The organism is Paenibacillus vietnamensis, assembly GCF_020169515.1.
GTDB classification, from domain to species: Bacteria; Bacillota; Bacilli; order Paenibacillales; family Paenibacillaceae; genus Pristimantibacillus; species Pristimantibacillus vietnamensis.
On the sequence record NZ_JAHMHW010000012.1, the window covers coordinates 153,731 to 169,020 of the forward strand.

The following is a 15,290-nucleotide window of genomic DNA, read 5'->3' on the forward strand; positions in this document are numbered from 1 at the left end:
CTTTTTAACGTTAACCCTGTTTGTGCTCAGTCGTAACCTGCCACAGGACGCCGTATTTGTCCTCGATTACACCGAACAGAGAGCCCCAAAACTGCTGCTTTAGGGGGTCGATGACCTTGCCGCCTGCGGCAAGCTTATCGAACGCCTCATGAGCTTCCGCATCGGAGCCGAACTCCAGGCTCAGATGCATGCCGCTCCCCCGGCTAATCGATTCGAAAGGAGAATCGGACATGAAGAAGTTGATGCCGCCCGCCACGAAGCTCATGTGCATCACTTTGTCCTTATGCGACTCATTGCCGCCAGGCATTTGGTCAAAGGTCAGGACGGAAAGGATCTCGCCGCCGAGCGCCTGCGTGTAAAATTCAGCCTGCGCTCTTGCGTCCTCGGAAAAAATATACGGTGTAAGCTTCGCCATTATAGATCATCCCTTCGTTTTTTGAACTTCACTATCATGGCCTAATCGTATCATTTCTTTCGTCTCCGCATTTCTTTTTGTTTGCTATATTCGCGGGGATCCGCCGGCCGGATAACAGCCGACTACCAGCCGTCGCCCGGTAAGCCCAAATCCGGCGTGCCGTCTTCGTTCCAGCGGATCCGCTTCACGCGAGTATGGCGGTTCGGATCGTACAGAGGTTCTCCGGGAATGTCCTTGTAGGAACGCGCGTGATAGACAATAACATCGCAGCTGTCCGTCTCGTCGCGGGTAAAGCTGTTGTGGCCCGGTCCGTATTCTTCGGCTTCCGGACGGCTGCGGAAAATCGGCTCCGGCGATTTCGTCCATGAAGCGGGATCGAGCAAATCGCTGTCCTCGGCGGCCGTCAGCAGTCCCATGCAGTACCTGTCGTCGGTCGCGCTTGCCGAATAGGCGATGAAGACGCGCCCGTTCCGGATCAGGACGGCGGGTCCTTCGTTTACTTTATGGCCATGCCTTTCCCACTCGTAGCTCGGAGTTGCGATCCGGATCTGCTTGCCTGCGATGGTCCACGGATTCGACATTTTGGCGATATAAAGATCGGATACTTCATCGATTTGCGCCCACACGAGGTAGCGCTCGCCGCGGTGCTCGAACGTCGTGGCATCGAGCGTGAAGCTCTCGAAATTCATGACGATTTTGCCTTTCTCCGTCCACGTCCCCTCGCAGGGATTGTCCTCCGCACATTCCAGAACGTATTGGCGGATCGCCCATTTATTCTCGGCCTCCCCGGCCGCGAAATAGATGTACCACTTGCCGTCAATATGATGAAGCTCCGGAGCCCAAATATGATTGCCCATCTCCCCGGCGGTATGCTTTCTCCAAATGACGGTTTCCTGTGCGTCCGCCAAACCCGCGATCGTGCGGGAGCGGCGCAAAATAATCCGGTCGTATTCCGGAACGGATGCGGTGAAATAGTAATACCCGTCCGTATGCTTCAAAATATACGGGTCCGCCCGGTTCAGAATCAGCGGATTGGGATAAGCCGGCGTAGAATTGGAAGGCTGCTCGTTAACGTGAATTGAGGTGTCCATGGAAGGTACGGCTCCTTTTTTTGCAAAATAGGTCAAAAATGACGTATCAATCGAAATAACGACGTATTGAATTTAGTTATTTGTAAATCGGTTTATATATTTATTATATCCCTAACTTCCCTCCCGGACAATCGGTAATCACGTTAATTAACCGCCCCCCGCGCATATAAACCGCTTACGCTTCGTCAATCGGCGGTTTTCCGGCTTTTTCTTGGAAAAGCTCCCGTATACACTTTTTGAACAATCGGTAAATGAGGCGTATAGTGGGGTATATCTAAGGCAACGGAAAGGCGGATTTTTGTCCAATGTCCCAACGAAGCATTTTACCCCATCTCGGCTTTCTGCTCGTCTACCTGCTGTGGGGCATTAACATCAGCTCGATGAAAATCGGCGGACAGGAGTGGGATCCTGTCATGTTCAACGGTCTCCGCTATATTTCCATAGCCCCGCTGCTGTGGCTCTTCACCTATTCCCATTTCAGGAAAAAGGGCATCAGCCTCCGCATGGAAAGCCGCGATCTCGGCCGCATTCTGTTTCTCGGCATCCTGTCCGCGATCGGAATGGAGGTGCTGCTGTCCTTCGCGCTGCAGTATTCGAACGCGGCCAACGGCTCCGTACTGGGCCGCGGCTTTATGCCCGTTCTGACGGTCATCATTTCGCTTGTCCTCAAGGAAATCCGGATGTCTTACCGGATATTGATCGGTTTGCCGTTTGCTTTTGCGAGCGTTATCCTTATTGTGGCCGGCGGCGGGCAGGGACTGCATTTCGGACAGGATACGCTGCTCGGCGACGGGCTGCTGCTGCTGCGGAGCCTGCTCGGCGCCATCTATCTCATCCTGATGAGCCGGCTGACGTCGCGTTACCCGCTTATGCTTCTTATTTCCTGGGAGATGACTGCGGGCGCCGTGTCGCTGCTTCCATACGTGCTGTGGAAGGCGGATGCCGCCTATTTCGCCGCCATTCCGGCCAGCGGCTGGATCAGCCTCGTCTATACGTCGCTCCTGGCTACGATGGTCGGCTTTACGGTGCATAACTGGAGTCTGGCGCGGCTCGGGCCGTTCAAGGCTTCCGTTTACGGTTATACGCTTCCGGTCTCGGCGGCTGTGGCGGGGTATTTTCTGCTGCACGAATCGGTAACGGTTTATCAGGTGCTCGGAGGAGCGGGCGTCCTGTTCGCGATGTATCTGCTGCAGCGGGACAGGCAGAAGACCGGAAATCCGAGTGCGGTAAAACGGAGTACGCAAGCGACTTAAGGCACAAGGAGGGGGACAAGCATGCAATCCTGGCAACGGACGATGTGGATTCTTTGGTTTGGCGTATTGTTTTGCAGCTCCAGCTATACGATGTCGGTGCCCTTCCTGCCGCTTTTCCTTTTCGATCTGGGCGTAGAGAAAGACTCTGTTAATTTGTGGGCGGGCATCGTGCATTCCTCGGCTTTTATGGTCGGCGCAGTGATGGCCCCGCTTTGGGGGCTGCTGGCGGACAAGTACGGCAAACGCAAAATGGTCATCAGGGCCGGGCTCAGCTTATCTGTCATTTACGCGCTGATCGCTTTCGTGCAGACGCCTTGGCAGCTGGTGGGCGTACGGATGCTGCACGGCTTTGTCGGCGGCTTCGTTCCGGCCTCGATGTCGATCGTGGCTTCAGTTGCGCCAAAGGAGAAGCTTGGCTGGAGCCTCGGCATGATGCAGGCGGGCACGATGACCGGCGGCATTCTTGGTCCGCTGTTCGGCGGACTGCTGGCGGAAGCGTTCGGCCTGCGCAGATCGTTCGTCGCTTCGGCGATTATTATTTTGGCGGCGTCGGTGGCGGTCATTTTTTGGGTGAAGGAAGGCAAGCCGGCTGCGGACGGGGAAGCGGCAGTGAAAAAAGAGAAGCCGATTACCTACCGGATGGCGTTCCGCAACCGCGCGCTGATGAGCATGCTTCTTCTGCTGGTTCTGTTCCAGCTGTCGGTCAACATGTTTCAGCCGCTGATGTCTCTACATATTGCGGAGCTGCAGGGCGGCCTGCAGGGTGCGGTGTTATCCGCCGGGTTCATTTTGTCGCTGATCGGGATCGCGGGCATTGTGGCTTCGCCGGTCTGGGGCAGGCTCGGGGAGCGGAAAGGGTATTACCGCATTCTTACCGTCTGCTTGCTTTCTGCGGGCACGGTTGTCAGCATGCAGTTTTTCGTGCAGGATTTGTGGCTGTTCGCGATTGTCCAATTTATATTCGGATTGTTTATGGCAGGAATCGGGCCGATCGTAAATACGCTTGTCGTGCAAAACACGGACGAGCAGTTCAGGGGCCGGTCGTTCGGCCTTACGACGAGCGCCAACCAGCTTGGCTCCATGCTGGGGCCGCTGATTGGCGGCCTGCTGGGCTTGGCGCTTAGCATTCACTGGATTTTCGTTGCGACGGGGGCCATTATGGCGGGAGCGGGCTTGTCCGTGCTGCTGAAGCGCCGGCGGGAGCAAACTCGCCTGAGGCTTCGGGCAGCGCGGCCCGTTGAGGATATAAGATAAGAGGAAGGCTCATGCGGCAGGCTGCATGGGCCTTTCGTCTATTCAGGGCAGCCGGAACGCCGCCAAGTCGTTATATTTGTATGATTCGCAATTTTTAAGATTGACACAAAATCGCAATCCATCAATGATAGTGTCAACATGAAATAGGGGGTGCCCGCGATAGGTATCATCCGATTGCTCAAAAGCCGCAAATATTTGCAGCGAATCATTTTGTACTTCAACCTGTCCGTTGTCGGGCTGCTCGTTATTTTTTCTTTTTCCTATTATGCCTACTCTAAAAACATCGTCCTTCAAACCCAAAAGGATGCCAATGAAAAAGTATTGTCCCAAATCAATTACAACATTAACTATTTGCATGAAATTGTACAAAATATCGCGATTATGATGAGCTTCGATAAAAGCGTCATTTATCTGATGAACGCCAAGGAACCGGATCCGTTCACGAAATTCCAGACGCTGCGCATGCTGGATACGGTGTCCGACTCCACCTCCTTCGTCGACTCGATCGCCGTCTACAGCGGCGCAGCCAAGCAGATGTACGTCGGAGGCTCCGGAACGTGGTCCCGCACTCATTTGAAGGAGCTGGAGGAAATGACTCTCCGCGTCCTGAGGGAGCCAGGCGGCTCAACCGGCGGAAGATTGATCCCGATGAAGACGGATGAGGGAAGCGCGAACGTGGACTTGTTCTCCTTCTTCGTCCTCGAGAGCCATTCGGCAAACGGCGAGGCTCCGAATGCCGTCGTCGTCAATATCAGGCCGCGCTGGGTGTTCGAGAATATTTACAATCTTAACAGTCTTGGCGGACGCCGGGACGGAATCGTCCTTCTCGACCGGGACGGGAAAGCTCTCGCCTATCCGAGCGAAGCCGCGCTGACGTTTGCGGATGCCGTTCAGGGCTCTGCAGCCCGTTCCGGTGAGGATTCCGAAAAATTCACGGTGCGAAGGATTAACGGGGAAAAATATTTGGTTTCCGAAATGAGCGTCGGGGTGAACGAATGGAGCATCATGAGCTTGCTGCCATATGATCAAGTGATGGGGCGGGTGGAGTCTTTCCGCAATATTTCCTTTATTCTGGTCGGATTGGCTCTATTGGTTTCGATCGCGCTTTCCGCCGCGGTTGCGAACCGGCTGTACCGGCCGATCGGCAAGCTGACCGAGCAGTTCAACCGGAATACGCTCGTCCCCTTGACGGGGGCTCCCAAATCGCAGGATGAATTGAGCTACATTTCCGGCGTCTACGAGCTTACGCTGGACAAGCTTCGGCTCGCCCGCCAGGAAGAAAATCGGAATCAGCAAATCGTGAACGACTATTATTTGCGGCGATGGATGACCGACAGCGGCTCGCTGACGGAGGAGGAGCTCGGGGAGTGCCGGTCTGCGTTTCCGCGGCTTTTCCCTGAGGAAGACGGAGCGGGACCGGTCTGGGCGGTGGCCGTGCTGGCGCTGGACGCGCCGCCGCAGGCTTTCCGTTCGTCCGCGCAGGATCAGCTGTTCCGGTTTGCGGTGTGCAATATTACGGAAGAGATGCTGGCCCGGTCGTATCCGGTCCGCGTTCTGGATATGAAAAATGACTTCCTGATTGCCATCGTGCGCATATCGGCTGCAGAACGGGATTCGGATGCCCTCCGGACGCTGCTCGGCGAAACGGTCGATACCTGCCGGCAGTATTACCGGAGAACGTTTTCGGCGGCGGTCAGCGCTCCCGTGTCCGATTGCAGAGAGGTCAGCGCCGCTTACCGCACCGCGGTGCAGCAGCTGATGTACCGGCTGCTGTACGGCCCGGGCTCCGTCATCGCTCCGGAGGATGTAGCGGGGAACATCGCCCGTCAGGACGCGGTAGTTCCAATCGAGTGGGAGAAGAAGCTGGGCGAAGCGATCCGGGCACGCGACGTGAAGGCGATTCGCGCTGTGCTGGACAAGTGGTTTTCGGCGATTGCCGCGTTTCCGTTTGACGATATGACGTTTGCGGTGCAGCAGATCGTGCTGGTCATCCGGCAGGTGCTCAGGGAGCCTGTATTCTCGGCTCATTACAACTCGATTGCGATGCAGACGCTCGGGACCAGCGTGATCCGGTCCGATACGCTGGCCGAGATGCAGGAGAAGCTCGCTCGTTTTCTGGAGCAGGTTTGCCAGGCGGAGAGGGAAGAACAGAAGGAAGACAGGAGCCAAATCGTCGTAGACGCGATCAAGGAATTCGTGGATAAAAATGCGCTCGACATCAATTTGAGCCTGCAGTCCGTCGCGACGTATTTCAAAATGTCGTCGGCCTACGTCGGCCGCATCTTCAAGCAATACGAAAACGTGTCCGTCGGCGACTATATTAACGGATACCGGCTGGAGAAGTCACGTGATATGCTGCTTGCCAGCAGCTACAGCGTAAAGGAAATCGCCGATTACCTCGGCTTCAGCAATTCCAGTTATTTCATCACGCTGTTCAAAAAGAAATACGGCATGACACCGAAGGAATTCCGGATGAATGTAGCGCTCGGGGAGGAGAGACGGCTGGACCAATCTCTCTAAAATTGATACGAAATACAAATCCCGTTATTCGTCTTGTGACATTGTCTTTGTTTTGGGATTGCTGATGCGGACGCAAGTTTGACAGAATGAATACCGCAAGTGACACACAAAATCGCAGGAAAGGCGTGATGTGATGAACAAGCGGTATTTGGCGGCCTTAGTGCTGGCCGCGCTGCTGCTCGGCTGGCTGCCCGCCCCGAGCGGGCAAGCGCAGGAGGGAGAGGGAAAGGCCTTTTATGTGGCGCCGGGTGGAAGCGATTCCAATTCAGGCGGCCAAAACGATCCGTTCCGCACGCTGGAGGCGGCGAGAGACGCCATACGTGCCTTGAAGAGCGGCGGCGGATTGCCGGCCGGAGGCGTAACGGTTTACTTGAGAGAGGGAACTTATAACCGGAGCGAGTCGTTTAAGCTGACGGAAGAGGATTCCGGCACCGCAGATTCCCCGGTCGTCTATCGGGCTTACCCCGGCGAGACGGTCCGGCTGTCAGGCGGTACGGACCTGGACCGCGCCGGCTTTGAAGCGGTCTCCGACCCGGCCGTGCTGCAGCGGATCATCGATCCGGATGCGCGCGGCAAGGTCGTCCGGTTCGATCTGGCGGCTCACGGTTTGACCGACTACGGGCAAATCAGCAGGCACGGGTACTGGAAGGCGAGCGATATCAGCCTGCTGCCGCCGATGCAGCTGTATGTCGGCGGGCAAGGGATGACGCTGGCCCGCTGGCCGAATGAGGGAACGGTTCAGATGGGGGATATCGTCGATCCCGGGCCGACGGTGAACGATCCGGATCTTCAGACCCGGGGAGGGACATTCAAATACGGGTACGATCGTCCAAGGCATTGGACGCAAGCGGACGACATATGGCTGGATGGCATCTTCGGCTACAGCTGGGAATGGTCGTACAACAAAGTCGCGGGCATCGATACCGCGAACAAGACGATTACCCTGCAGTACGGCGAGATGTCCGGCATTCAGAAAAACTGGTACCCCGATTTCCATTTCGCCGAAAATTTGCTGGAAGAGATCGACGCGCCAGGCGAATATTACATCGACCGGACGAAAGGCGTGCTGTATTTGCTTCCGAACGCAGCCTTCCTGAGCGGACAAGGCGACATCACGGTCACGACGCTGAAGGAGCCGATGATTACGACGGTAGGAGCTTCGCATATCCGGTTCGAAGAGCTCATGCTGGAATATGGCCGCGATACGGCGGCGGTGATCATCGGAGGCGGCAGCGTGACGATCTCGCACTGCGATATCGGCAACTTCACGGGCAGTGCCGTATACGTCAACGTGCCGAGCAAGTTCATGCCTCCGGTCGCGGACAGCGCTCTGACCGGCGTCGACCATGCGATCGACAGCACCCATATCCACCATATTGGAGCGCTCGCCGTTACGCTAAATGGCGGAAATGCGACGACGTTGGCCCCCGGCAATAACCGGGTAACGAACTCCCATATTCATGACTTCGCTTTCTACAACAAGGCTTACAATCCCGGCGTCGTTCTGCGGGGAGTCGGCAACCGGGCGGTCGGCAACGAGATTCACGACGCGCCGCATCCGGGAATCCTGATTTTCGGCAACGATCATCTTGTCGAATACAACAACATTTATGACATTTGCAAAATGTTCTCCGATCTCGGCGCCATCTACATGAACGCAGGCTCGACTCCGCAGGAGCGGGGAACGGTCATCCGGCGCAATTATTTTCACCATATCGGCGAGCGCAAGCCGGGCGTGGAAGGAGTTTACCCCGACAACCTGACGATGGGGCTGACGATCGAGCAGAACATTTTCTACAAGATGGGAAATGCCGCGATCAAAAACAACGCCGGCTCGTACATCGCGGCGGACAATAATGTGTTCATCGACTCTTACGTTCCGTACGACAACCAGGAGATGTTCCTGGGCGATCAGCCGGGCAACAAGATCGATGAAGCCTATATGACGCAATGGCACGAGCTATTCGAGAGGAACAACAACTTCGCCGGCACCCCTTACTTGACCAAATATCCGGAGCTTGCCGGCTTTTTCGAAGAAAACCGCTATTATCCGGACAGCAACGGCTTTACGAACAACGTCATTTACAATCCGACGGTCAAGCGTTCTGCGGATGTCAACTCTCATGGCGCGAGGGATGTCCTCAATCTGCTGAATTATTCCGGCAACTGGGTGACCGCCGAGGATCCGGGCTTTGAGAATTTGGCCTCCGGCGATTTGCGCCTGAGGGAAGATGCGCCGGTATTCAGCCAAATTCCGGGCTTCGTCGATATTCCGTTCGAGAGGATCGGCACGCAGGGGAAAATCGGGATTTCGCATGTTCCGGATGCCGTCGGTCTAGTCGACCTCGCATTTCCTTATGCGAGCGTAACATTGGAGCTGGGCGAGTCGGCGCCTGTCCGGGCCGAAGCGATTCCTTGGAACGCCGCAAATGCGTCGGTCATTTACGGCAGCAGCAATCCGGCTGTTGCATCCGTGGACGCGAACGGCAGCGTGCAGGCGCTTGCGCCGGGAACGGCGGTCATTACGGCGCGGTCGGCCGCGAATCCGGAATTGACGGATGATTGCGAGGTGACGGTCGTAGGCGGCGATGGAGTGATGCATTTCACCGATTTCGAATCGGGCGGCAACGGCTGGCCGGTGGATGCCAATCGCAGCATCGTCGAGGATGAGGAAGGCAATCATTGGTATCGGCTGGTTGGGGGAGCAAATGCTCAGTCACCGAGAGACTTTGCCGACTACGTGCTCGAATATAAGCTGAAGACGCCGGCAGAGATGCCCGTCGGCGCAAACTTCCTGATGTATGAGCGGAACGGGGCAAACGGCAGCGGGTATGTGTTTTACAAGAAGACGGAAGAAGGCTCCTTATGGGCGTTTTACGATTCCAAATGGCAGACTTTGGCGGAGGTCGATCTGGCGCATGACGATCTTTTGCCCGATCGGGTCTATGCGATCAAGCTTGTTGTCCAAGGACCGAACGTCAGCCTGTACGTTGACGGGGAGCAGCGCCTGCAGGGCGCGAATCCGTCCTACAGCCCGAGCGGCAAGGTCGGATTTTACGTAGAAGGGTTTACGGACATGCAGGTTGACGAAGTGAAGCTTTCGCTCGTCAGGGAGCCGGTAACGGGCATTGAGCTGGATCAGAGCGAGGTGTCGCTCGAAATGGGTGAGAGAAGGCAGCTGACGGCGAGCGTATTTCCGCAGGAAGCGTCCAACCGGAAGGTCCGGTGGGTATCCAGCGATTCTGCGGTTGCAAGCGTAGATGACGCGGGCTTGGTTACAGCGCATAAGTCCGGCTCGGCGGTCATTACGGCCGTATCCGACGAAAATGAACAATTGAAGGCCGATGCGGCCGTAACAGTGCAGCCATGGCCGGGCTACCCGGTTCAATCGTTGAATAAGGCGCTAAAAGACAAGAAGCGCTGGACGGCTTCGGATGCGGTCGATTTCAATAAAGGAAACGTCCAGATTGCCGGGGAAGGCGTATTCGGTTACGAAGGACAGAAGTTCGGCAGCACGCTTCTCCGGTTCAAGGCGAAGCTCGGAGCGTTCGACGGAGGCTGGTACGGCTTCGCGCTGCGCTCCGACCGCACCGGCGATCCGACCTGGGTGGGTGGCAACAAAGGTTACCTGGTCGTCATCAAGGAGGACCATATCGAGTTCCAGACATGGAAGCCGGGACAAAAAATGGTGAGAATCATCCCGAATGACGAGTTTAAAGCCGGAGGCGAGTATGAGATGGAGATCGGCGTCATCCGCTCCTCCAGCGGAGAACGCTACATTTTGAAATCGGGCTCCCGCATCATTCTGAACGAATGGGATGCCGACCCGAGCAACCCGATCGCCGCCGAAGGTTACTTCAACGTATACAACTATGCCGGAGACGGGAATGCAATCGGGCTGATGCAGGTGAAAGGGAAGTAACGCCGTTTTGCGGAGTCGCCCGGAGGTTAGGCCGGGCGGCTTCTTTTTTTAAATAAATGCGAATTTTGATGGAAAGGCCGAATCCGATGATCGAAATTGATACGATATCCGTTTTTTGAGATTTATAGAGCGCCTGCGGGTATGCCATGATGATGGTGCGGATCGCTCGGCGCATCCGAACCATCACATCCAAAAGGGGGACAGACCGCATGCATTCATCCAAAACCGCCTGGCGTGTCACCGCTGCCCAAGCCGAAGGCAAGACAAAATCCCGCAGAAAGTTCCGCAGCGGCGACAAGGAGCTTACCTTTCTCGCGCTGCCGGCGGCGATCTATATTTTCGTCTTCAGCTATCTGACGATGTTCGGAGTCATCATCGCATTCAAAAATTACAGGTACGACAAAGGGATCTGGGGAAGCGAGTGGGTCGGGCTCGACAATTTCAAATTTTTTTTCCTGACCGAGAAGGCGTATATCGTCACCCGCAATACCGTTCTTTACAACGTCTGGTTTTGGATCGCAACGACGTTTTGCGCACTGCTCGTCGCCATTCTGCTGAACGAAATATCGCGGAAGTGGAGCAAGTATTATCAGACCGTTATGTTTCTTCCGACGTTTGTGTCCTGGGTCGTCATTATGTATTTGGCTGAAATCTTCCTGCATCATGACTACGGCTTTATCAACCGGCTGCTGGAATCGCTCGGCGGGGAGCGGATACGCTGGTATCTGGAGCCGGCTAATTGGCCGGCCATCCTCACCGTCGCCCATCTGTGGAAATCGATCGGCTTCTCGGCGCTCGTCTATTATGCGGGCATTGTCGCGATCGATCCGTCCTACTACGAGGCTGCGCGGATCGACGGGGCGACCCGGTTCCAGATGGTGCGCAAAATTACGATTCCGATGCTGGCCCCGCTCATCACGATCCTGTTGATCATGACGATAGGCAGCATGTTCCGCGGGGATTTCGGGCTTCACTTTTTTGTATCGGGCAATTCGCCGCTGCTGTACAACTCGGTCGATATTATCGACACGTTTGTCTATCGCGCGCTCAGCGTCAGCGGAGACACGTCGATGGCGGCCGCCGTGGGGCTTTATCAGTCGCTGGTCGGATTCGTGCTGGTGGTGGCGGCCAACTATGCGGTCAGAAAAATCAACGAGGAAAATTCCCTTTGGTAGGAGGCGGCGCAACCATGAACGAGACCGCTTTAACCCGCAATCGGACGGGCAACGCAATTATTCATTTGTTTTTTCTCCTCTTGTCGGTCGGAATTCTGGCCCCCTTTCTGCTCATTGTGTCCGTATCTTTGACCGACGAGAAATCGCTGATGGAGCTCGGATATTCGTTTCTTCCGTCCCGCTTCAGTCTGGTCGCTTACGATTTTATCCTGCGGACGCCGGCCGCGCTGCTGCGGGCTTACGGCAACACGATTATCGTAACGGTGACCGGAACTCTTCTGAGTCTGCTGTTTACCAGCATGGTCGCGTACACCATTTCCAGAAGGGATTACAGGCTGAGGGTGCCTTTGACGGTTTATATCTTTTTTACGATGCTGTTCTCTGGCGGTCTGGTGCCGTTCTATATTTTGATGACGCAGTACCTGCACTTGAAAGACTCGCTGTGGGCGATCATCCTTCCCGGCATGCTGTCGCCCTTCTACGTGCTCATCATGAAAGGCTTCATGGGCAAAATACCGCACGAATTGATCGAATCCGCGAAGGTCGACGGGGCCAGCGAATGGCGCATCTTCTTCCGGATGATCCTGCCGCTGTCGACGCCGGCGCTGGCGACACTTGGGCTGTTCATCGCCTTCAATTACTGGAACGAGTGGTTCAACGCGCTGCTGTTCATCGACAACGACAAGCTTGTCCCGCTGCAGCTGCTGCTCGTCCGGATTATGAACACGCTCGATTTTCTCCGGAACAACAGCGAATATATTCAAAATCTGGGGCTGGATATGAGCCAGCTGCCCAACGAATCGATGCGGATGGCGCTTGTCATTTTGGTGGCGGGACCGATGATGTTTGTTTTTCCTTTTTTTCAAAAATATTTCGTGCAGGGCATGACGGTAGGTTCGTTAAAGGGGTAGCCCCTTTGATGATAAAATAAACATATGGAGGGGTTTGGCATGAAAAAGGCCAGATATGTCGGCATTCTGACGGTTTGCTTGATGTTATTCGCATCGGCGTGCAGCAGTGGAAACAACAATACACCTGCGGGCGGGGGCGGTTCGCCGGCGCCGGCTTCCGGGGAAAGCGACGGAACGCTGCCTGAAGTCAGTCTTACCTGGTATTACGGCGTCGCTCAGGTATCGCCGGATCAGCAGCTGATCGAAGACGAGGTCAACAAAATCATCAAGCCCAAAATCAATGCGACCGTCAAGCTGAAGCCGATCGATTTCGGCAGCTATACGACGAAGCTGAACACGGCAAGCGCCGCCGGCGAGGAGTTCGATCTGGTCTGGACGGCCAACTGGGCTTTCAACTACGACGAGAACGTGAAGAAGGGGGCATTTCTGCCGCTGGACGACTTGATCGACACTTATGCACCCGAGACGAAGAAGTCGATTCCGGATTTTACATGGGACGCGACAAAGCATCAGGGCCAAATTTATGCCGTCCCTAACTATCAAACCGTGATCTCAAGGTACGGCATTAACGTGATTAAAGAATATGCGGACAAATATGGGCTCGATCCTGGCAAGGTGAAAAGCTATGAGGATCTGGAGCCGTTCCTTGAGCAGGTGAAGCAAAACGAACCCGGCATCGTTCCGTTCATGCTCGTGGGCCCGCTGACGAAGTTTCATCCGTTCCTGTACGGGTACGACGATTACGGGGTAAAAATCGGCGACGAGTCGTACAAGACGAATTTTATGGAAGGATCGCCGGAATTCAAGCAATTCGTCGAATTGATGCACCGCTGGTTCGAGAAAGGTTATATTAACGAGGACGCTTCGACGGTCAAGCAGATCGACAGCAGCCATAACGGCAAATTCGCCGCCTCGATCGAATATACGATGAAGCCGGGGTACGAAGCCGAAATTCAGGCGAAAAACGGCGGAAGAGAAATTATCGGCATTCCGCTTACGGACGTGACGACGACCCGCACCTCCAATATCGCAACGCTGACGGCCATCAGCCGTACCTCCAAAAATCCGGAGCGCGCCATGATGCTGCTTGAGCTGGTCAATACGGACCGGGAGCTGTTCAACCTGCTCAGCTTCGGCATGGAAGGAAAGCATTATGAGAAGCTGAGCGATAATATCGTAAAAACGAATCCGAACGGAGGGTATATTGCTTCCAACTGGGTGTTCGGCAACGTGTTTAACGGTTATCTGATCGAAGGCCAGGCGCCGGATACGTGGGAAGTGACCAAGGAGCTGAACGCATCCGCCGTCGTGCAGCCGACGTTTGGATTCAACTTCGACGATTCGGCGGTGAAAGCGGAAAACGCAAACGTAGCGGCCATCCGCGCCGAATACGAGCCGCTGCTGTTCACGGGCACGGTCGATCCGGCCGAATATTTGCCCGAATATATCGATAAGCTGAAGAAAGCCGGCGCCGAGAAGGTGCAGGCGGAGCTTCAGAAGCAGCTTGATGCTTGGACTGCGGAGAAAAAGAAGAACGGTCAATAGGCGGATGCGGATGGTGCTCCGCAGCGTGAACGGCCGCCGCCGGACGGTATTCGGCGCTTATCGGAACTGACGAAGCCAGCTGTGCGTCTTGCGGGACGCCGGCTGGCTTTTTTTATGGATAAGAATTTATAAGTTTCACATTCGTATATTGATTTTTCGAAGCTAATAGAGCATTTGGTAAGAAAGGTAAACGTATGGAATGTGTTAGGATGGAAAGAACGTTATAAGATGCAGGGTTTGTATTACTAATGAGATTAAACGTTAATGACGAGAGGAGCGGTTAAGATGGAGAACTTTGTACCTGTTGTGAAAGCGGAAATGCTGATTAAGAGGCCGGCGCATGAGGTATATGAGGCTTTTGTCGATCCGGCCGTGACGACGAAATTCTGGTTCACGAAAAGCAGCGGCAGATTGGAGGCGGACAAGCGAGTACGGTGGGAGTGGGAAATGTACGGTGTATCCGATGAGGTTCATGTTCTGGAACTGGAAGAGGACAGGCGTATTGTTCTCAAATGGTCGGACGGCACGAAGACGGAGTGGAGCTTTACTGAGCAGTCGGAGGATGAAACCTTTGTCACGATCACGTACTCGGGGTTTGGCGGCAGTGTGGAAGAGCTCGTCCTTCAGGCGACCGACAACATGGGCGGGTACACGATCGTGCTCTGCGGGCTGAAGGCGCTGCTTGAGCACGGCGTCGTCCTGAATCTCGTAGCGGATAAGGCTCCTTATGCTCATGTGAAGCGTTAAGTTGGATGTTGAGCAGCTATTCTGTTGTGCAATCTGCAGCAGAACGGGGAAAAGAATTCAGCGCCCGCCAATCTGCTGTACAAACTGCAGCAGAACGGCAACCAGTATCGAGCGCCCGCCAATCTGCTGTACAAACTGCAGCAGAAACCTGACATGAACGGCAGTTGGCCGAGCTGTGCTGCACTTTTGCATCAGATCGCTCAACGCTCAGCTCCGATTGGCCGATATGGCGCGATTCTACTGCAAAAACTGCAGCAGAATGGCAAATAGTATCGAGTTCTCGCCATTCTGCTGTACAAACTGCAGCAGAACGGCGAATAGTATCGAGTTCCCGCCATCCTGCTGTACAAACTGCAACAGAATGGCAAATAGTATCGAGTTCCCTCCATCCTGCTGTACAAACTCCACAGCCCCCTAATTAAACTGGAGTCTTCCCCTACAATAAATTAGACTATTT

General features: G+C 55.0%; 12 protein-coding genes. 8 read left to right on the forward strand and 4 right to left on the reverse strand.

The features are described from left to right. Positions 1–10: 10 nt before the first annotated feature. Positions 11–415 (reverse strand): VOC family protein, encoded by a 405-nt coding sequence (locus tag KP806_RS20165; RefSeq protein WP_224725537.1) that lies wholly within the window; start codon positions 413–415, stop codon positions 11–13. Positions 416–537: 122 nt separating this feature from the next. Next, positions 538–1,506 (reverse strand): glycoside hydrolase family 43 protein, encoded by a 969-nt coding sequence (locus KP806_RS20170; RefSeq protein WP_224725538.1) that lies wholly within the window; start codon positions 1,504–1,506, stop codon positions 538–540. 305 nt (positions 1,507–1,811) lie between these two features. Here KP806_RS20170 and KP806_RS20175 point away from each other — a divergent pair, with 305 nt between their 5' ends. The 8 genes from KP806_RS20175 (at position 1,812) to KP806_RS20210 (ending at position 14,833) form a co-directional block, all read left to right on the forward strand. Then, on the forward strand, positions 1,812–2,759 hold the full coding sequence (locus KP806_RS20175; protein ID WP_224725539.1) for a DMT family transporter: 948 nt from the start codon (positions 1,812–1,814) through the stop codon (positions 2,757–2,759). A 21-nt stretch (positions 2,760–2,780) separates the two neighbouring features. Beyond that, on the forward strand, positions 2,781–4,013 hold the full coding sequence (locus KP806_RS20180) for an MFS transporter (protein WP_224725540.1): 1,233 nt from the start codon (positions 2,781–2,783) through the stop codon (positions 4,011–4,013). 174 nt (positions 4,014–4,187) lie between these two features. Beyond that, positions 4,188–6,533: a helix-turn-helix domain-containing protein gene (locus KP806_RS20185; protein WP_224725541.1), complete on the forward strand. Its 2,346-nt coding sequence runs from the start codon at positions 4,188–4,190 to the stop codon at positions 6,531–6,533. Positions 6,534–6,666: 133 nt separating this feature from the next. Then, positions 6,667–10,455 carry an Ig-like domain-containing protein gene (locus tag KP806_RS20190; RefSeq protein ID WP_224725555.1) on the forward strand — a complete coding sequence of 1,263 codons (3,789 nt, stop codon included), beginning with the start codon at positions 6,667–6,669 and terminating at the stop codon, positions 10,453–10,455. Positions 10,456–10,664: 209 nt separating this feature from the next. Continuing rightward, complete coding sequence (locus tag KP806_RS20195) at positions 10,665–11,630, forward strand: ABC transporter permease (protein ID WP_224725542.1); 966 nt, start codon at positions 10,665–10,667, stop codon at positions 11,628–11,630. A gap of 14 nt (positions 11,631–11,644) precedes the next feature. Continuing rightward, positions 11,645–12,541: a carbohydrate ABC transporter permease gene (locus KP806_RS20200; protein WP_224725543.1), complete on the forward strand. Its 897-nt coding sequence runs from the start codon at positions 11,645–11,647 to the stop codon at positions 12,539–12,541. 39 nt (positions 12,542–12,580) lie between these two features. Beyond that, on the forward strand, positions 12,581–14,086 hold the full coding sequence (locus KP806_RS20205) for an ABC transporter substrate-binding protein (protein WP_224725544.1): 1,506 nt from the start codon (positions 12,581–12,583) through the stop codon (positions 14,084–14,086). Between the two features lie 285 nt (positions 14,087–14,371). Further along, a complete protein-coding gene (locus tag KP806_RS20210; RefSeq protein WP_224725545.1) occupies positions 14,372–14,833 on the forward strand; it encodes an SRPBCC family protein in 462 nt (153 codons plus the stop codon). 57 nt (positions 14,834–14,890) lie between these two features. On the opposite strand, the gene KP806_RS20215 is transcribed toward KP806_RS20210, so the two are convergent. After that, entirely contained in the window at positions 14,891–15,037 is a 147-nt protein-coding gene (locus KP806_RS20215; RefSeq protein WP_224725546.1) for a hypothetical protein, read from the reverse strand. Between the two features lie 33 nt (positions 15,038–15,070). After that, entirely contained in the window at positions 15,071–15,241 is a 171-nt protein-coding gene (locus KP806_RS20220) for a hypothetical protein (RefSeq protein ID WP_224725547.1), read from the reverse strand. Positions 15,242–15,290: the final 49 nt, after the last annotated feature.